This window comes from Acidimicrobiia bacterium (assembly GCA_030584185.1).
Classification (GTDB): domain Bacteria; phylum Actinomycetota; class Acidimicrobiia; order Spongiisociales; family UBA11373.
Genome location: CP129495.1, coordinates 261,287 through 280,443 on the forward strand (window position 1 = coordinate 261,287; position 19,157 = coordinate 280,443).

General features: G+C 65.4%; 17 protein-coding genes. 9 read left to right on the forward strand and 8 right to left on the reverse strand.

The features are described from left to right. Positions 1-24: 24 nt before the first annotated feature. Positions 25-1,353: an adenylate/guanylate cyclase domain-containing protein gene (locus tag QY307_01370; protein ID WKZ82930.1), complete on the reverse strand. Its 1,329-nt coding sequence runs from the start codon at positions 1,351-1,353 to the stop codon at positions 25-27. Between the two features lie 51 nt (positions 1,354-1,404). Between QY307_01370 and QY307_01375 the strand changes: the two genes are divergently transcribed. The 5 genes from QY307_01375 (at position 1,405) to QY307_01395 (ending at position 5,341) form a co-directional block, all read left to right on the forward strand. After that, entirely contained in the window at positions 1,405-1,578 is a 174-nt protein-coding gene (locus QY307_01375) for a hypothetical protein (protein ID WKZ82931.1), read from the forward strand. Further along, a complete protein-coding gene (locus QY307_01380; GenBank protein ID WKZ82932.1) occupies positions 1,575-1,958 on the forward strand; it encodes an ester cyclase in 384 nt (127 codons plus the stop codon). The genes QY307_01375 and QY307_01380 overlap by 4 nt, the downstream gene beginning before the upstream one ends. A 65-nt stretch (positions 1,959-2,023) precedes the next feature. Beyond that, the gene (locus QY307_01385; protein WKZ82933.1) at positions 2,024-3,001 is read left to right on the forward strand and encodes a hypothetical protein; all 978 of its coding nucleotides are present in this window, start codon (positions 2,024-2,026) and stop codon (positions 2,999-3,001) included. Positions 3,002-3,473: 472 nt separating this feature from the next. After that, complete coding sequence (locus tag QY307_01390; protein ID WKZ82934.1) at positions 3,474-4,730, forward strand: sialidase family protein; 1,257 nt, start codon at positions 3,474-3,476, stop codon at positions 4,728-4,730. Beyond that, positions 4,727-5,341 (forward strand): helix-turn-helix domain-containing protein, encoded by a 615-nt coding sequence (locus tag QY307_01395; protein ID WKZ82935.1) that lies wholly within the window; start codon positions 4,727-4,729, stop codon positions 5,339-5,341. The genes QY307_01390 and QY307_01395 overlap by 4 nt, the downstream gene beginning before the upstream one ends. A 272-nt stretch (positions 5,342-5,613) precedes the next feature. Here QY307_01395 and QY307_01400 read toward each other — a convergent pair whose 3' ends face one another. Continuing rightward, entirely contained in the window at positions 5,614-6,042 is a 429-nt protein-coding gene (locus QY307_01400; GenBank protein ID WKZ82936.1) for a hypothetical protein, read from the reverse strand. Between the two features lie 139 nt (positions 6,043-6,181). On the opposite strand from QY307_01400, the gene QY307_01405 reads away from it, so the two are divergent. Then, complete coding sequence (locus QY307_01405; protein WKZ82937.1) at positions 6,182-7,114, forward strand: LLM class flavin-dependent oxidoreductase; 933 nt, start codon at positions 6,182-6,184, stop codon at positions 7,112-7,114. 54 nt (positions 7,115-7,168) lie between these two features. On the opposite strand, the gene QY307_01410 is transcribed toward QY307_01405, so the two are convergent. The 5 genes from QY307_01410 to QY307_01430 form a co-directional block, all read right to left on the reverse strand. Further along, a complete protein-coding gene (locus tag QY307_01410) occupies positions 7,169-7,417 on the reverse strand; it encodes a type II toxin-antitoxin system PemK/MazF family toxin (GenBank protein WKZ82938.1) in 249 nt (82 codons plus the stop codon). Between the two features lie 62 nt (positions 7,418-7,479). After that, a complete protein-coding gene (locus QY307_01415) occupies positions 7,480-7,737 on the reverse strand; it encodes a hypothetical protein (GenBank protein WKZ82939.1) in 258 nt (85 codons plus the stop codon). Between the two features lie 205 nt (positions 7,738-7,942). Beyond that, on the reverse strand, positions 7,943-9,610 hold the full coding sequence (locus QY307_01420) for a restriction endonuclease subunit S (protein WKZ82940.1): 1,668 nt from the start codon (positions 9,608-9,610) through the stop codon (positions 7,943-7,945). Next, positions 9,610-11,076 carry a class I SAM-dependent DNA methyltransferase gene (locus QY307_01425; protein WKZ82941.1) on the reverse strand — a complete coding sequence of 489 codons (1,467 nt, stop codon included), beginning with the start codon at positions 11,074-11,076 and terminating at the stop codon, positions 9,610-9,612. Before QY307_01425 ends, QY307_01420 begins: the two co-directional genes overlap by 1 nt. Before the next feature lie 14 nt (positions 11,077-11,090). Then, positions 11,091-13,460 (reverse strand): DEAD/DEAH box helicase family protein, encoded by a 2,370-nt coding sequence (locus tag QY307_01430; GenBank protein WKZ82942.1) that lies wholly within the window; start codon positions 13,458-13,460, stop codon positions 11,091-11,093. Between the two features lie 202 nt (positions 13,461-13,662). Here QY307_01430 and QY307_01435 point away from each other — a divergent pair, with 202 nt between their 5' ends. From QY307_01435 to QY307_01445, 3 genes are all read left to right on the forward strand, one after another. Then, the gene (locus tag QY307_01435) at positions 13,663-15,492 is read left to right on the forward strand and encodes an SIR2 family protein (protein ID WKZ82943.1); all 1,830 of its coding nucleotides are present in this window, start codon (positions 13,663-13,665) and stop codon (positions 15,490-15,492) included. Between the two features lie 734 nt (positions 15,493-16,226). Continuing rightward, positions 16,227-16,598 carry a hypothetical protein gene (locus tag QY307_01440; protein WKZ82944.1) on the forward strand — a complete coding sequence of 124 codons (372 nt, stop codon included), beginning with the start codon at positions 16,227-16,229 and terminating at the stop codon, positions 16,596-16,598. Positions 16,599-16,673: 75 nt separating this feature from the next. Continuing rightward, a complete protein-coding gene (locus QY307_01445) occupies positions 16,674-17,702 on the forward strand; it encodes a hypothetical protein (GenBank protein WKZ82945.1) in 1,029 nt (342 codons plus the stop codon). A 10-nt stretch (positions 17,703-17,712) separates the two neighbouring features. Here the strand turns inward: QY307_01445 and QY307_01450 are convergent, their stop codons facing one another. Then, complete coding sequence (locus QY307_01450) at positions 17,713-19,116, reverse strand: hypothetical protein (GenBank protein ID WKZ82946.1); 1,404 nt, start codon at positions 19,114-19,116, stop codon at positions 17,713-17,715. Positions 19,117-19,157 lie beyond the last annotated feature (41 nt).

Genomic DNA, 19,157 nt, shown 5'->3' on the forward strand with positions numbered 1-19,157 from the left:
GAGAGGCTCGCCGGCCGACACGACTCAATCGCAGGCGCGGAACAACTCCCAGGAGTCGGGCACTCCCTTGAGCTGGTAGGCGCCCGTAGACTCGAAACGCAAGCCCGACCCGGCCACCAGGTCTTTCACCGTCCGTGACACCAGCACCTCATCTGGCTCGGCCAAGGCCGCCACCCGGGCCCCGGTGTGGACGGAGATCCCGGCAACACCGGTGCCCACGACCTCGACCTCCCCCGTATGCAGGCCGCAGCGCACCTCCAACCCGAGCGCCGCCACGGCCGCCTGGATGGCGAGTGCACATCGCACGGCGCGAGCCGGCCCATCGAAGAGAGCCAGGAAACCATCTCCGGCTCGGTCGATCTCCCTCCCCCGCCACCTCTCGATCTCGGAGCGGACCACCCGATCGTGTCGCACCTGAGCATCACGCCAGGCTCGATCACCGATCGACGCCGCCAGGGCGGTCGAGCCCACCAGGTCGGTGAACAGCACGGTGGCCACCACCCGGTCTCCCCTCGGCTCGGGCCGGCGTCCGGTGACGAACTCCTCGATCTCCTCCAGCAGTGGGGCGGTGTCACCCGCCCAGAACAGGTGGTCCGCCCCCGGCAGCTCGACGAGCCGCGAGCCTGCGATCTTCGAGGCGATGAACCTCCCCTCCTCGACGTCGACGTCGCGATCCTCCGTGCGGTACAGCAGGAGTGTCGGCACCCGCACGCCGGCCAGCACCGCGGTCACGTCCACCTCGGAGTTCATCGCCTGCAATGCGGCGGCGGTCCCGGGGCTGGCCGAGAGCCTGAAGTACCTCTGCAACCAGGAGCGGAAGGCAGGGTCGCCGGCGCGACTGGGGGCGTAGTATTCGACCTCGTCGGAACGGCCCCACGACCCTCGGATCGCCGTGATGCTCTCCGTCCGCTCCTCGGACCTCGGCGCCCACGGATACTCCGGCGACCAACGTCTCCTGGCGAAGCTCCCGGTGAGGATCAGCCCGTCGACCTGGTCGGGATGGGTGGCAGCGAACAGCACGCACATGCAGCCGCCCTCGGAGTGGCCGAAGAGGGTGGCCCGCTCCGAGCCGACGGCCGCGAGCACCGCTCCCAGATCGTCCATGCGCACCTCGAGTCCCGGGAGCCGATCCTCCGGGACCGGGTCGGAGAGACCGGTGCCCCGCTTGTCGAAAACGATCAGCCGGGAGAACCCGGCAAGACACTCCAGGAAGCCGGCCAGGCCCGGGTCCTCCCACATGACCTCGACGTTCGACACGAAGCCGGGGACGTACACGAGGTCGCGGCCGCCCGTTCCGATCACCTGGTATGCGATCTCGACGTCGCCACTTCGGGCGTAATGGGTGGCGGGCACTGCCCGAGTCTATGGCCCCATCCATCCAGTCGGCGGCCACTCGAACGGCCGATGGAGCATCCGGCCACCGGGCACTGGCCCCAGTTCACCCGACCCGGCGACCTCGACCAGGCGACCGCCGAGGCGGTGGCTGCATCCCGAGAGGCCCTCCTGCCGCGCACCCGCAGGGTGCCCCTCGTCGATCGGTTGATACCGGCAGCACCCGCCGGTACGGTTCCCGGATGAGCCTCGATTCGAACAAGATCCTGGCGCGGGCCTGGTTCGAGGAGGTGATGAACGCACGGGACCTCGATGCGATCGACCGCGCCTACGCCGCCGACTACGCCTACCGGGGCCCGGGCGGCGAGCCAGTTAGGGGCCGGGAAGGGGCCAGGCGGGTCGCCGCCGCCCTCCACGAGGCGATGCCCGACCGGGTGTCGACGGTGGTGATGCAGGTCGCCGAAGGGGACCTGGTGGTCACGCGCTGGGTGTCCCATGGCACCCAGACTGGCCCGCTGATGGGCCGGCCTCCGACCAACCAGCCGGTCGAGGTGCACGGGATCACGATCAGCCGCATCGAGGATGGACTGATCGCCGAAGACTGGGAGATCATCAAGATCCTGTGAGCAATGCCGGGTCGAGGGTTCTCGCTCACGACCGCTGAGCCCGGTGCGAGTCACAGGTCCAGCAGGTGTCGAAGGACCCGGGCGATCTCGATGTCGGTGACGACGGCTCTGTGGCGCCGCCCCTGGCGGTGAGCGTCGGGGACGACGGGGCTTGGGAGCCACTCAGCCTCGATGTCGTCCTCGACCTGGAGGCGGGAGTCTCCACTATCCGGGGCGAGATCTCCCACTTCTCCTGGATCGTGGGTCACAGCGGGGACCTGGCGCTGGGGCTCGAGGAGATCACCCCCAGAGAGAGGAGCGTTGGAGAGGAATGGGAGGCGGCCGTCCAGGTCCGCAACGTCTCCACCGGAACCCACAGGCTCGGCCTGTCCTACAAGATCGTCGTCCAGTTTGTCCGCTTCGAGGCGTTGGGTGAGGTGGAGGTGGTGGGGACCGAGAGTCACTCCGGCTTCACGCTCGACCAGGGCGAGGCGCGTACCCTCGACTTCCCCAAGCCCCGTTGGCAGTGCACGGACCTGGGCGAAGGGGCATATCGCGTGGTGGCTCGGGCCGAGATCGGAGGCGGGGCCTTCTCCGCCTTCGTGGACGAGGCACGAGCCGTTGGCGCCGGGCTGCAGGAGCTGATCGGCCAGGAGCTTCCGATAGCAGAACACGTCTTCACCGTGCTCGCCTCTGTTCCCGTGGTATGCGTCACGCAGTATCAGGCGACGGGAGGGGGAAGCGGGATGACCGTGACCGGCCTCGTCTCCGACATCACCAAGTCCTTCACGGTCACTGGCACCTTCGAAGGCGGGTCGGCGACACTGAGCTTCACACCCGGCGCCACCGTGATCGAGCCCTCCACGGGGGACATCTATTCGAGCGGCACGCTCTCCTACTCGGGCGGAGGCAGCGGCGTCACCGTCAGTGGGGACGGCACCTACGAGATCTCGGGCAACACCGGGGGGCCCCTCACTCTGAACTTCGATGCCGACGGGTGTGCCACACCCGGCGAATGCCGGGCGACCAGCGGGGTGATCACGCTCACGCCGCTGAGTCGTTGATGCCTCCGAGAGCCGAAGGATCGCCAAGGGGCCGGTGCTACGACCCCCCATTCGGCCCGCAGCCGGAGCCACGCGGCGATCTGAGCGACATGGAACGAGACATGAGACACCCAAGTGCAATGGCTCGCGACATCGCACCGGTGTCGGCGAAGCGTTCGGTCGATCCGTTGGACCTGGCGCGATCCTGTAACGCTGAGGCGCTCACCCGGTGCGCTCCAGGGGACTGATCCGCCTTATCCCCCCGATCGGGTGAAGTCTCGTCGGCTCCGAGGGATGGATCCGTCATCGTCAGCGTGTCCGTCGACTCGTCGTACCCGGAGACGAAGGTGTACAGCGCGAGCACACGGTGGGCGGACTTTGCGTTCTGCGGGCTGCGACCGAGGACGGCCCCGAACGACGCATCGGATCCGGCGGCGGATGCCTGACGACGGACTCGACACCGACTCGATCAGATTCGACTACAGTCGGTTTCATGGCCACGACACCTGCGCTCCGAGTGACCGCCTTCCTCCTCGTCCTGGCAACAGCCTGCTCGCCGCAGGCGACCCCCGACACATCCCTGCCGGCACCGCCCACTTCGCCGCCTCCCATACCGTCAGCACTGTCGTTCGACTGTCTCGGGGCCGCCTTGGACTGCCCGCAGCTGGTGATCGAGGGCGACCCCCCGATGTCCCTCCCGTCGGGAGAGCCCGCGCCGCTCCGGGGGCACGCCGATGCATCGATCCGCCGCGACCCGACGACCGGCGACCTGTGGATGGCGTCGTCCTATCCCGGCATCACCGTCGGGGTCGGCGGTGCGCGCGGCACCCGCGTCGAGACCCACCTCGCCGTCAGCCACGATGACGGTGAGACCTGGGTGAGTGCAGGGGTCCTGTGGGATCCCGTCAGGACCGTATCTCCAGAAGGCGTGCCCGGAACCACGGACCACGAGGTCCCGAACCTGCTGCCCGTGGTGGGAGACGACGGCGGCGTCACCTGGTATGCGGCTCGGCTCGACCTCTTCGCCCCTGACGGTGCCGGTCTCGGGCAGCGCCCGCTCGACAGTTTCCGTATCGTCGTCACCGCCTCCGACACGGTTTCGGGGCTCGCCGCCAGTCCGACTGCCACCCTGGGCAGTCTCCGCACCGACCCGCGCTGGAGTGTCGACGTGGCCCTGGCCGATCTCGACCCTGCCCTCGCCGCATGCGATCTGTGGAACGAGCCGGCGCTCCATCATGCCGATGACACGCTGTTCCTGGCCCTGCGCTGCCTCCCACTGGGTGAGTTCGACGTACCGGACCTGCCGCGCAGCTCGCTCGAGGTGTTCGCCACCAACGCCGCAGGTCCGCCCGCCACCTGGACCTGGCGTTACGCGGGACGGCTCGCCGGTCACTCCGAGGCAAAGGCTCTGGGCGGCGATGGGCTCACCCAGGTCGACTTCGCCATCACCCGTGACGGTCGCCTGATCGCCTTGGTCACGCCCGACTCGTGGAGTCGCCAGCACCAGGAGTTCATCCACAATGGCGTGGTGGCCATTGAAGTCGTCTCCCTCGATCCTCCCCGGTTGGTCACCGACGCAACCGGCGCGCCGATACCTCTCGTCGTGCTCACGGCCTCCGACCTGGTGCCGCTGGGCCCAGGAGCGGCCGCCTACGAACCAACCTCTGAGACCGGTATCGTGCTGATGCGGAGGGTCATCGGCGAGGCGAGCCTGGTCGCCACCCTGCACGCCACCGGAATCCATCCTTGACGGTCCGCCCGCTCACCCAGGGCCTCCAGGCCCGGTCGCGCGACACCAATGAGCGGCTCGTTGCGACGGCCACGAGGCTATTCGCAGACCGCGGAGTGGATGACGTCACGGTGGACGAGATCTGCGCGGCCGCCGGCGTGGCGAAGGGGACCTTCTACTTCCACTTCCTCGCCAAGGAGGACCTGCTCGTGGCGATGTTCTTCCGGGGTGGCGAGGACACCGCAGCGGAGATCGACGCCATGGTCGCGGCCGGTGAACGCTTCGCGACCGTGATCGATCGCCTGATCATGCGCACCGCCGCAGGGGCGCGACGCCTCCCACGCCAACTCGTCGTGGCAGCGGTGCGCGAGGTCCTGAGCCGGATCGGCCAGGGCCCGATGCATCCCACCACGAAGGCCGCACGCAACGGGGCGCTCGACGCCCTGATCGCCCAAGCCCAACGCAGGGGCGAGGTGAGCTCCTCGTTCACAGCGGCCGAGATCCGCATGGCCATCAATTGGGCACTGATGCAGGGCCTGCTGGTGTGGGCGGCACCGGAGGTCACCATGCCCCTCGAACAGGCTCTGCGCCGGAGCGTGGCGATGCTCGTCGACGGTGTCGGCGTTCGGTGAACTCGCCGTCTGGCTCGGCCCCGATCGCGACAGGAGCGCCCGGCAGAATCGAACGCATTGGAGAGGCACACGACCATCCAGGACCGCGCCGAAACCGGAGGGGCACCGGCTATCCACTCCCGTCGACGTCGACACCCTTCCGTCGCGCCACTCCCGGCGAATGCCGGACGACCGACGTTGGCGTGGGGGAGGCACCCGTTCGGTCGGGCGAACCCAACGCCCCACCGCAACACGGCGGCCCTCCGCGGGTGCGCTCCAGGGTAGGGTCCTCCCTATCCCCCCGATCGGGTGAAGGTCTCGTCGACTCCGAGGGATGGATCCGTCATCGTCAGCGTGTCCGTCGACTCGTCGTACTCGAAGACGAAGGTGTACGGCGCGAGCACGGGGTGGGCGGTCCTTCCGGTCGACAGGTTGCAGTAAAGGGTCGCCGTCAGCGACATCGTGTCACCGTCGATGACCGCGAACCCGCTCGCCGAACCCCGAACGAACTCGCCGAAGGCATTGTCACAGGCCGTGAGACCGTCCTCCGAGTACACGGCGTGATGGCGCCCCCCGCCCACCCGGAGCCAGATGTTGCTGCCATCGACCGAATCGATCGCATGCCACGACCCGACGAATGGATCTCCGGGCGGTCCGGCTGATACCACCGCCGGCACCGAGACCAGCCCAATCACGAGGAGTGCGACCATGCTTCGCCTCATCCCATCCTCCTTCCCTGCACTCACAGGTCCGGGAAGCGTATCACCGCCACAAGAAGAGTGTCGCTCCCGTCACGACGACGAGGGCCTGGTCTACGAACTTCCCCACGCCGCCCCGGCGGATCGCCATTAGGGTCGGTGCATGCGCCTTGGACTCATCAATCAGCTCCACGGCCGGCCCGACGGACCCGTTCCGGCACCCAACTGGAAGTCGATCAGTGACCGTGCAACCGCAGCCGAGGCGGCCGGATTCGACATGTTCGTGTTCGAAGACGCCTTGCTCTACCGGGGCGAGGAGAGCACCGATGGGGCGTGGGAGTCGGTGGCCGTTGCCGCCGCCTTGGCCGCTACGACGAGCCGCATCGATCTGGGCCAGTCGGTCGTCAACTCCCCCTACCGCCCTCCCGCCATGACGGCGAAGATCGCCGAGACCATCGACGAGATCTCCGGGGGGCGTTTCGTCCTCGGCATAGGGGCGGGGAACTCCCCGGACTCCGACTACGAGGCCTTCGGGATCCCCACCGACAAGCGGTTCTCACGCTTCGCCGAGGCGATCCAGATCATCCATGGCCTGCTCAAGACCGGAAGTTTCGATTTCGAAGGCGAGTTCTACTCGGTCAAGCGGGCGGAGCTGGTGCTGAGGGGTCCCCGCAAGCACGGTCCGCCGATCAACATCGCCGCCGGGAGTCCCAAGATGCTCACACTGGCCGCCAGGTACGGCGACGCATGGAACTGGTGGGGCTGGGACGAGACACTCGAACAGATCAAGGTTCGCCTCACGCCCATCATCGACCTCCTGGAACGAGCCTGTGAGGGCGAGGGACGAGACCCCGCCACGCTGGCTCGCGCATTCGATCTGTACACCGTGGTGCCCGAGATGTTCCGCAGCCGGATCGGCAGTGCAGAAGGGTTGAAGGTAGAGCAGCCGGTCACCGGCACCTCCGAAGAGATCGCCGAGTTCATCCTCTCCCTGGGTGAGCTCGGGTTTGAAGAGGTCCGGTGCGACCTCTGGCCGAAGGAGACCGCGGCGGTGGAGGCCATGGCGCCCGTCGTGAAACTCGTCCACTTCGGGTGAAAGGACTACCGAGCCGGTTCGGGCATGGAGTTCGAGAGGATGCCGGACCCGGAGCTATCTGAGCCCAAGGGCCACCAGCAGGGCTCGATCGAGCTCGGCCAGCTTGACCGGCCCCAGCATGCCTCGCCGACGGGTCAGCACCCGCTTGGGGAGGGTGAACACGTTGTCACAGTTGGCGGCACTCGTCCGATCGAGACCTTCGGCTACACCCACCTCCACCTCCGCCACGTGACCGCGAAACGAACTCGTCACGAGAACACAGACGATCGACGACAGAAGCGGGAGCGCAGAGTCACGGGTCACGATCACGACGGGATGGCGCCCGACCCCTGGAATGTCCGCCTCCCAGACCTCACCTCTGGAGATCAGCGCACGCTGTCGGCGAGGCATGAGGCGACCGAGAACGCAGCGAGCCTGTCGAGGAGTTCGTCGTGGGCGGGGTAGGTCTCGGCGTAGCGGAGTCGATACGACTCGACGATCGCTTCTTCGCCATGGTGCTTGAGCCACTCCGCCACCGCGCTGGCGACCAGCGCCCCTCTCGTGGGGGCAATGCCGGCGTCGACCGCCCTGTCGAGTGCTGCGACCACGGTCTCATCGAGTCTTGCGGTTATCGGGACGCTCATCCCGACAATCTATCACTGCGTATACGAGATGTACACACCAGTGGACGAGACGATGCTGCGATCGGTGTCGGAGAGCCTTCTGTGGATAACTCAGATCCGGGGTGGCGGTTGAGGCCCTGGGGCTCTGATTCCTAGCGGGTCGGGTGAGCGACCCTGCAGAAGCCAGATCGGATAGGACGCCCGGTCGCAACCGCAGGGCTCGGCGCTAAGCCGGATCACAAGCTGCATCGGCCAAAGAGGACGCAGCCGCGTCGCGATCACTGAGCGCTGCTTCGAGTGCGTCACAGAGCATCATCAGCTCGTCGACCGCCTCCACGATGCGGACTTGCTCCTCAGGGGGCGGCACAGGTATGAGGGCCGACCTCATCGTGTTGAGGTTGAGCTTGCTTGCATGTGATCCGCCAGCCTTGATCTTGTCGTACTGCCGATATGTAGTTGGCGAGTTGAGCGCGTAGCGGAGGTATCGCGGGTCGATGCGTGGGCCGGGCCGGATGAGGCCGACGCTGACGAAGATGCTGAACGGCCGGTCATCATCGACGACTACTGCTTGACCGAGTGTGCCGATCCGGCAGAAGAGCACGTCTCCCTGCTGAGGTGCACAACGGCGATTGATGGCTTCGCTCTCCTTCTCGCTGATGAACTTGGTGTCCGAGAAGTCCAAGGCACCGGAACTTATGTCCTTGATCGAGACGAATGGAACTCCGCGATCGACATACGTGGGGGTCTGATGAGTCCCGTCGGTGACGATCAAGGAGATTGAGTGCAGAGGTGCCCAGAGCCAGTCATCCGGCACGACGTACTCAGGCTCATACCCGTTCGTGGCTGGCGGTGTGGTCTTCTTCAGAACGCCCTCGGCCACCATCGACTGCTTGGCCTGAGCAATCGAGCCCAGGACCTCGCTCACTGGTGTATCTACGGGGCCCCGAGTCGACAGGCGCCCTCGTACAGCAAGGTCGAGGACGACATCGCGTAGCCCATCGACCGCCTCGGAGCTGCTGCCCAGGGTCTCCCAGTTGTCGTGGACTCGTTGCCACGCGGTTGTGAGTTCGTCGTCGGTGGTGGCGGTGGCGAGGGCGTCGAGTGTGGAGGCCCGGAGTCGCGCGGTGACTTGGTGGCGTGCCTCCTGGCGGGCTTCGAGGTCATCGCAGAGCGCCATGAGTTCGTTGACCTTCTCGACGATACGACGCTGCTCTGCCGTCGGCGGGACTGGGTGGAGACTCGCCAAAGCGTCACCGGTACCGAGCCTGGGCATCTTCACTCCGTACGACACCCCCGCAATCCACCGCCGGATGTCAGGGCGCTTCAACGACCAGCGCAGCCACTCTGGCGTGATCCCAGGTCCCGGGGTGATCGGAACGAGCTCACTTGTCGAGTACCCGACGGCGTCAGCGACGAGAACCTTGTTGAGATAGGGGCGGAGTTTGCCGAACAGGACGTCTCCAACCTCGAACCGCGTCTTGGTGCTCGTCGGGCTCCGGTCGGAGCACTTGGCCCTCGTCAGAAGTCGCGAGGTGTCCTTCTCGATGTCCTGGAGGTCCAGCAGCCAGGCATCGCCGGGGATCGCCGAAGGGTCTACCTTGGGGCGCTGGTTGTAGGAAGCGATCATCCCGAGCCGTGCCCATTCCCAAGAAGCGGGTACAGCGAAGGGGACCTCGTCGGATTCGATGCCGGGCAGCTTCTTCTGTCTGCGAGTGCTCTTCCGAAACTCCTCGGCTATGGCATCCAATAGCCCGCTGGCTGGGGCATCTTCTCCAGACTGCGGCATCAACTCCCCCCGCATCGCCAGATCGAGGATGAGGTCCCGCAACCGGTCGATGCCGCCGGGGGCGTCGGCGATGGTGGCGAAGTCGTCGAGGAAGGTGGCGGTGTCCATCAGTCGTTGCCGAGCACTTCGGCGAGAGCCGCCTTGAGCGCGTTCTGTGCTGCTCGCACTTGCTCTGTTGCTTCTTTGTAGCGATGCAGGAGGACATCGGGGTCTTCGTGGCCGGCTTCGGGGGCATTGGGGTTGGAGATGTCGAGGTTGTAGCCGCTGGCGACGATGTCTTCGATGGGGACCCGCCAGGCGTGGTCGTTCTCCTCGCGGTCCTCCCACCAGGCCTTCTCGGGTTCGAACTCCTCAATGCGCATCGGCTTGGTCTTCGAGTAGCTCTTGTAGCCCTCGGGGTAGGGGTGCTCGTAGTACCAGACCTCGGTGGTGGGTTCGCCCTTGGTGAAGAACAGCAGGTTGGTCTTGATGCCGGTGTAGGGGGCGAACACGCCGTTGGGCAGCCGCACGATGGTATGGAGATTGCACTCGGTGAGGAGCTTCTCCTTGATCCGGGTCTTGATGCCTTCGCCGAACAGCGTCCCGTCAGGAAGGACGATGGCGGCGCGGCCACCGTCGCTGAGGAGCTCCACGACGAGCACGAGGAACAGGTCGGCGGTTTCCCGAGTGCGGAACTCGGCAGGGAAGTTGTTCTCGATGCCATCCTCTTCCATGCCTCCGAACGGAGGATTGGTGAGCACGACATCCACCTGGTCGGCGGGCCCGTAGTCCCGCAGCGGTCGGGCGAGGGTGTTGTCGTGGCGGATGTTGGAGGGCACTTCGATGCCGTGGACCATCATGTTGGTGACGCACAGGAGGTGAGGAAGTTGCTTCTTCTCCACGCCGCGAATCTGGTGCTTGAGTGCGTTGAGCTCCTCGGCGGTGGCAACCTGTGTCTTCATGTGCTCGTAGGCGCCGGTGAGGAATCCACCGGTGCCGCAGGCAGGGTCGAGGACGAACTCGCCGTATTGGGGATCAACCATGTCGACGGCGAACTGCGTAGCGGCCCGGGGGGTGTAGAACTCGCCGGCATTGCCGGCCGATTGCAGGTCCCGAAGGATGGTCTCGTAGATCTCGCCGAACACGTGCCTGGTTGCGGCCTGGTTGAAGTCGATCTCCCGGTCGATCTTGTTGATCACCTGCCGCATCAGGGTGCCGGACTTCATGTAGTTGATGGCGTCCTCAAAGACACCCCGGAGGAGGGCAGCGCGGTCTCGTTTGGTCCCGTCGAACTGCGACAGGTCGAGGTTTCGTAGAGTCGGGAAGAGATCGTTGTTGACCAGATCCAGGAGGTCGTCGCCGGTCGGGGCGTTCTTGCCGAGAGCAGCTTCATCAGCCCATGCGCTCCAGCGGAGCCGGTCGGGAATCGGTGAAACGTACCCCCCGGTGAGGAGCGCGGTCTCGGCTTCGAGGTCGCTGTAGATCTTGAAGAAGAGCATCCACGCCAGCTGGCCGATGCGCTGGGCGTCGCCGTCGACCCCGGCATCCTTGCGCATGATGTCCTGGATGGACTTGACGGTGGTGGACAGCGACATCTAGCAGCTCCCGATCAGCTCGCCACGGCGTACAACTCGGCCTCCAGCTCCCGCACCGCACCCAGATACCCGTCGCGGCCGCCGAAAGCACGGACGATCTCCATCGGGGTACCGATTGCGGGGAACGGCGCCAGCCGAAGGGTGCCGATTTCCTCGATCACGTCGACACCCTGATCGGCGTACTTGTCCAACAGCGCCTCCAGCACAGCGCGGGCCTGGTCGCCGTACTTGGTGAACACGTCACGTCTCCGGACGTTGTTGGCGCGTTCCTGGCGGGTCAGGGGCGGCCGATCGAAGGCGACGTGGCAGATCAGATCGAACGGATCGAGGTCGCCCTCCACACGCTCCTCCAGCGCCTGGAGCAGCACGCCGCGTTCGACGAGCTCCTCGACGATCGCCTGCTTGCGTTCGGCGGCGGTCCACTGCTTGAGGAACTCGTCGAGGGAGGCGTACTCCTGGAGCACGGTGCGGCGGGTGTAGTCCCGCAGCGACTCGGTGATCAGTTTGCCGTCTCGGTCGTAGTACTGAACCCGCTCGGCGATGACCTTGAACGGCACCCCGCTGACCACGTAGCGCGTCACGCCCTCCTCGTCCTCGGGTTCCTCGGGTAGCCCACCTTCGATAACGACTTCGACCTCATCACTGCCCTCAGCGGGTGGATCGGGCGGTGTGACCTCTTCGGGGTCGCCAGGCTCGTAGACCTGGATCGGAGGGCCGTCCCAATCGGGATCGGCGAACAGCTCCGTCGCCTTGCGGAAGTCGAGAATGGTGAAGTAGTACTTGCCGAAGTCGGTGCGGATCCGCGTCCCGCGGCCGATGATCTGCTTGAAGTCAGTCAGCGACTGGATGCGCTGGTCCAGCACGATGACGTGGCAGGTCTGGGCGTCCACACCGGTGGACATCAGCTTCGAAGTGGTCGCAATCACGGGGAAATCCCGTTTGGGATCGATGAAGTTGTCGAGCTGCGCCTTCCCCTCATCGTTGTCGCCGGTGATCCGCATCACATACCGGTGGTCCTGAGCGACCAGCTCGGCGTTGGCGGGGTCGTTGGTGAGCGCCTGACGAGCGCGCTCAGCGTGGTCGATGTTGGCGCAGAACACGATCGTCTTGTTCATCGGGTTCGTGTTGTGCAGGAAGGAACTGATCCGACGCGCCACCAGCGTGTCGCGTTGGGGAAACACGATCCCCTGGTCGATGTCGGTGAGGTTGTAGATGCGGTCTTCGATGGGCTGGCCGTTGTCATCGACTTGGCCGGCAGTGGGGCGCCATCCGGTGAGATCCTTGTCCAGGTCGATACGGATCACCTTGAACGGCGCCAGGAATCCGTCCTCGATGCCCTGCTTCAAGGAGTAGGTGTAGACCGGCTTGTCGAAGTAGTGGATGTTCGAAACGTACTTGGTCTCCCTCGGGGTGGCGGTCATGCCGATCTGGATCGCCGAGTCGAAGTACTCGAGGATCTCCCGCCACTGGGCGTCATCCCGGGCACTACCCCGGTGACACTCGTCAATGACGACGAGATCGAAGAAGTCCTTTGGGAACTTGTCGTAGATCGAGTCGCGGTCCTCGCCACCGATGATCGCCTGGTACAGCGCGAGGTAGATCTCATACGACGTGTCGACCCGGCCGTTGGAGTCGACCAGCTTGCGCGTGAGCTTGGTCATTACCTCGCCGAACGGCTTGAAGTCGTTGACCATCGTCTGGTCCACGAGGATGTTGCGGTCGGCTAGGAATAGCACCCGCTTGACCCGACCGCTCTTCCACAGGCGCCAGATGATGTTGAAGGCCGTGTAGGTCTTGCCGGTCCCCGTTGCCATCGCCAGGAGCACCCGCTTCTTACCTCGGGCGATTGCCTCGATGGTCCGATTGATCGCCAGCTGCTGGTAATAGCGCGGGGTCTTACCGCTGGCGTCGCTGTGGTTCGGACTCGTCACCAACGGTTCGGTGTCGTCGTCGAGCCCACGCCACGCTCTGTACCGAGCCCACAGCTCGTCGCGGGACGGGAACTCATCGAGCGACAGGTTCACCTCGACCGGCTGAGCGTTGCCGGTGCGGTCGTGGAACAGGAACCCGTCCCCGTTTGAGGAGAACACGAACGGGACGTCCAACGCGGCGCCATAGGCGAGGCCCTGCTGCATCCCCGCACCGATCGAATGGTTGTTGTCCTTCGCCTCGATTAGCGCGATCGGGATGTTCGGCTGGTGGTAGAGCAGGTAATCGGCCCGCTTACGCTTGCCCCGGGCGACCAGCTTGCCGCGGACGATGATCTTGCCGTCGGTGAAGGACACCTCGCGCCGCCACTGCCCTTTCGACCAGCCGGCCTTTTCCAGGGCAGGCGAGATGAACTTCTCGCAGATGTCAGCTTCGCTCAGTGCCTTCTTGCTCATGCCCGTCCTGGACCAAGGCTACTGGGAGCTGCTGTCCGCGCCGCGGGAGTGGGACAAATCGGTTCCGGGGAGTCACCTGTCGCTTGGTTCGACCTGACATGCAGGGTGAGTCCCCTGGGACTCGGGATGCTGACCCCTCCCAGCGCCAGGCGGCCTACTCCAAGGAGCCATCCGTGTCACGCCACGGTTGTACGCTCGAACCATGGCGATTGCACCTACGACGGCGCTTGCCTTCTCGATGCAGGCTCAGCCGGGTACCTACGCCGTCCTGGTTGGGTCGGGTATCAGCTCCGCGGCTGGGATCCCGACAGGCTGGGATATGACGCTGTCCCTAATCAGGAGACTCGCGACAGCCGCTGGGACGGACCTAGTAGAGAGTGACGACGCCGAGGCGTGGTATCAGGAGCGCTATGGGCGAGCGCCCGATTTCTCGGAGATACTGCGGGAGGTAGGACCGTCCAGGGATGATCGGCGAGCGATCCTCTCGCGATACCTAGAGCATGCGGATTCAGGTGACCCCTTTGAGCCGACGGCGGCTCACCGCGCGATAGCGCGACTTGCCAGGTCGGGACACGTTCGGGTCATACTCACGACAAACTTCGATCGCCTGATTGAGATGGCGCTTGCCGACGAGGGCATCCAGCCAAGGGTGATTGCGAGCGATGCAGACGCCGTCGGTTCCGAGCCGCTTCATCGAATGCAGAGCGTCGTGGTGAAGATTCACGGTGACTACCAGGTGCCTGACGGGATGCGCGTCACTGAGGAGGAGCTCCAGGAGTACGGACCGGGAATGAGCCGGATCCTGAAGGCGATCGTCGAGGAGTACGGCCTCGTGGTCTGCGGCTGGTCAGGGGCTTGGGATCCGGCACTTCGGTCCGGAATCGGTGCCGCAACATCGAGGCGGTACCCGACCTACTGGGCGCTGCGTGGCGAGCCAGATGAGGACGCGCAAGCGATGATTGCCTCCAGGAGTGCCACGGTTGTGGAGATCCCGGATGCCGATCGATTCTTCGAGGACCTCGCACGGCAAGTCGACGCTCTTGAGAGGGTTGCCCGGCCTCACCCCCTGGATCTGCTGGCATCGATCAATCTCGCAAAGCGGCTGGTCGTCGACCCAAGCGGGCAGGTGGAGCTAAGAGACCTGATCCTTGGCGAAGCGCGACGCGCCCGCGCGGCCCTATTCGACGTCGCGCAGTACCCGGTACAGGCCTCATCCAACGCCATCCCGAATGAGGAGCTCCGAGACCGCGCCAGCCGAGTCGAGGGCGAGGTGTCCAAGAGCGCACATCTGCTTGCGGTTGCCGCGCGATGGGGAAGCACCGAGGAGCACCGCAGGGTTCTCAGGGATACCTTGGCCCTGTTAGGTGATACGGAGGCTCTGAGTGGCACCAGCCTGCTGATCTCGATGCGCTCCTACGGCGGGCTTGTGGTGCTGTACGTGGGGGGCATAGCAGCCCTTGCCGGCGACAACTGGGACAACCTGCACGCTGTCTGCATGGCCGAAGTGCCGACCCCAACAGACGGGCGCCTTCCTGCCGTCGCTGCGCTTGGTCCCTGGGCAGCGATGCGTGGCCATTCTCCACGTCCCGGTGAACACGACGGGGGCTTCCTAAGGGAGAACCCTCGGGAGTACACGCCGGTCTCGAATCGTCTATTCGAGGTCGCCCGTCCCCACCTGCACGGCATGGTCGAGGACCATGACTACGAGCGGCTCTTCGACCGCTTCGAATACCTCCTTGGAGCGATGACCGTGGACCACCGGCTAGCGCTCGGGAGCGGGATGGTGCGAGGCCCGGTTGGGCGATTCCAGTGGAAGCACGACTACATGTTTGATCCGACCGACCACCCAGAGAACTGGATGCGCAGGCAAATCGGCATCGAGCCAATCGGGGCCGAGGAGGAGGAGGAGGAGGGTCCCGCCGACGGGTGGTTGGGCCTCGAAGCGGGTCTGTTCGGAGGCGATGCGGATCGGGCCGCCGCGGCCGTCCGGGCATACCGAGTCAACCAACTGAGTCAGATCAACTGGCACTAGCGCAGGTGGGCGCAATCGACCGCTGAAATGCGAGCCTCAATCCATCGGAGCCGCACGGGTACGATCGAACGATGGACACGGCGCAGATTGCCCTCCTCGTGTCGGCTGCCTCGCTCCTAGTGAGCGTTCTTGCGCTCGGTTGGCATATCTTCAACGCGACCAGGGTTGACCGACCGCGGTTGAAGATGACTGTGACGTTCCCAGTAATGCCTGACGGACGCGGAAGCGCCTGGGAAGTCGTATCGGTTGAAGCGGTGAACGTTGGCAAGCGGGGCGTACGGCTCAGTGGGCTCCACCTCGCTTGGGGACCTCAATGGGCATGGTGGCGACGCATCCTGCCTCGCCGATGGCGTGCAGTCTCGGGCGGCGCGCTGCTGATCCCTGAGTGGGGGCATCCCGTGGGGGACGCTTCCACACCATTGCCGATCTACTTGGAGCCCTGGGATTCTGCCAAGACCCTCTACACCCGAGATCTCGTGGAGCGCAGGATGGAAGATGCCTCACAAGTCGACGAGCCCGTCTACGCGCATGCATCGACCTCGCTCGGCGTGAAGACCTCAGGGAGGCAGGAGCTCCCACCTCGACGGCCAGATCTGGTCGAACGCGGGCGAGTGGTTGGGCCTGATCGGTAGAGCGGGTGCGTGCCCTGTATCACAGCACCCTCAAACTGCATCGTACCGGCAAGGTCTGACACGAGTTGCACGCTTGTCATTCCTACTGTCTATACTGTCAGTATGTCGGGTGATGATCTTCGTCACGAGCGCTCTGAGACGGCCGAGGGGAAGGGCCGGGCTCGTCGTGCTTGGGACGCCTACGCCGAGGCGGTGAACCGATTCCGCCCCAAGTTCATCGATGACGCCGTTCGGGATCTGGCGGTCCGGTGGACCGAGGAGATGGTCGGCTTCTGGGTGGCGTGGCACCTCTACGGCGGCTTCGACGGTCTGAAGCGTGCCGGGTGGAGTGAGCGGACGATCTATCGGCGGCTGAAGCGGTTCCGGTTGGTGTTCAAGAAGCATCCGGACGAGTACTCGATGGTCGGAGTCAGTCTCGACCCCGAGGCGTTCTGGAAGACGTACCTCGAACCGAAGCTCCGGGACCAGGAGTAGTCGTGCGCCATGTCTCTCCCCTCCCCCTTCGGTGACTTGTCGGCACAGCTAGTGACAGGTTCGGCAGTATGTGAGTTGGCGTCCGGGATCGACAGCCTCTACTGGTCGCTCAACGGAGTTCTGCCGGATCGGGAGTTGGAGCGGCTGGAGGCTCACCGTTCGATGGCCGAGGGAGCCGGGGAGACGGTGCCGTTCCTGCTGGGCGGCGAGGAGTTCGGCATCGAGCCGTTCGGGTTCATGAGGATGTACAAGTTCCATTTGGTGCATCCTCACGGCCGGATCGGGGTGACGGCGAGCAAGAGCCTCCCGACCGTTTATGTGCAGCCGAACGCCGAGTTCCTTCACGGCGTGGGCCCTGAGGCCTGTGCTGGATGGTTCAACGAGTTGGTGTCGGGACTCGTGCCGGGCGGGGTACCGAAGGCGTCCCGAGTCGACCTGTTCATGGATCTGCAGGGATGGGACCCGACGCCTGAGATGCGGGATCGGTTCGTGACTCGTTCCTCTCATCGGCGGGTCTACGAGAACGATCGGAAGATGACGGCGTTGCAGTTCGGGAAGCGTGGCAGCGGAGTTCACTCCCGGATCTACTGCAAGAGCACCGAGGTTGCCGCCGGTTCTGTGTGGTGGCACGACTTGTGGGGCGACGCCTGGGACGCCGAGCGGCCGGTGTGGCGGATCGAGTTCGAGGTCCACCGTGTGGTCCTGGGCCAGCTCGGGATCGACTCGCTCGATGATCTGTTCGCCGGCGTCGGGGGGATCTGGGGATACCTCACGGAGTGGTTGTCGCTGCGTGTGCCTGCTGCGGATGAGACCCGCTCTCGTTGGCCGGTCGATCCGGTGTGGGAAGCGGTAAGTCATGCGTCGCTGCGGAACGGAGCGGCCGGCCTCAAACGGACCTACGGGGCAAACCGGGAAGCCTCGCTGCGGCGGATCGTCGTGAGCATGCGGGGGTACATGTCCAGCTACGGAGCCCTCATCGACGAGACGGACGTCGAGCGGCTGGGACCGTGCCTCACTTCTGTGCTTCACGAGTGGGAGATCGAGACGGGCGATCCGTTCTCGTGGCAGGTTGATCGGAAGAAGCGAAGGTACGGGCTCCCATGAGCGGCCGGGACTATGAGCGGGTAGCGTCGGTGCTCGTCACCGTGAGCCTGCGGATTCTCCGGAAGCGGCGTGGGGAGGAGGACGAGTCGTGTTGACCGTGGCGTACTGCCGGGTCTCCACCGAGGAGCAGGCCGCCGAGGGCTACTCCATCGAGGGCCAGGCCGACAAGCTGCGGGCCTACGCCGACCTCCACGACCTCGGCCCCGTCACCCTCGTCGAAGACCCCGGAGCCTCGGGGAAGGATCTCGAACGTCCCGGGCTGCAACAGGTCCTCGCCATGATCGAACAGGGCCACGTCGAGCACCTGCTGGTGTGGCGCCTGGATCGCCTCTCCCGGAACCTCGGAGACCTGATCCTCCTGGCCGACACCTTCGGGAAGGCCGACGTCGCTCTGCACTCCTTCACCGAACGGCTGGACCTGTCCTCGGCAACGGGGCGGATGTTCTACAACGTGCTCGGCTCGTTCGCTCAGTTCTACCGGGAACAGCTCGCCGAGAACGTCGTCATGGGCATGGCCAAAGCCGCCCAAGAGGGCAAGTGGATCAACCGGCCCAAGACCGGCTACGACCTCATTGACGGCAACCTGACTCCGAACGGTGACGCCGACACGGTGCGGCGGATCTTCCGGCTCCGTGCCGAAGGCTGCTCCTTCTCCGAGATCGAACGGCGTACCGGGATCAAGTACTCGACGGCCAAGGGGATCATCGAGTCCCGGATCTACCTCGGCGAGGTGGTCTGGCGGGGCGAGTGGTTCCCCGGCCACCACGAGGCTCTGCTCACCGAGAAAGATTGGGAACGGGCCCAGCGGGGCTGGGTCAAGGGTCGCCGTCGTCAGAGCCGCCACCCCCTCTCCGGTGTGGTGCGATGCGGGTTGTGTGGTCGGGTGGCCGGCGTCGACGGGAACGGCCGGGGCCAACGCTTCTTCCGGTGCGTGCATCGGGGGCAGGGCTGCGAGCAGCCTCGACGGTCGGTGGCCGGAATCGAGCGGGCCGCCCTGTTGGGTCTGCGGATCGTGGGGCACGACGAGACGTTGCAGGAGGCGATTCGGGGCGAGTTGCGGAGGGCGACCGGGCCGGGACCCCGGAGGGGGACGGCCCGGTCCCCCGCTCTCGCCGAACAGCTCCGGGAACGACGCCGGAAGCTCCTCGACCTGCACTACGCCGGGAGGATCAGCGCCGAGCTCTTCGCCGAACAGGAAGCCGATCTCACCATGCAGCTCCGGGGGCTCGAAGCCGAACTGGCGGAGACGGCCCAACGGCTGCAGGAGCGAAACGAGATCGCCCAGGCCTTCGAGGACGTCGCCCGGCATCTCGCCGATCTCGACATCGAGGAGATCTGGGAGGAGGCCGACGAGAAGGAGCGGTGGATCATCGCCTCCGACCTGCTCGACGAGATCCGCTTCTACCCCGATCACCTGGAAGTCAAGGTGTCGGGAGCGCCCCGGATGAACGTAAG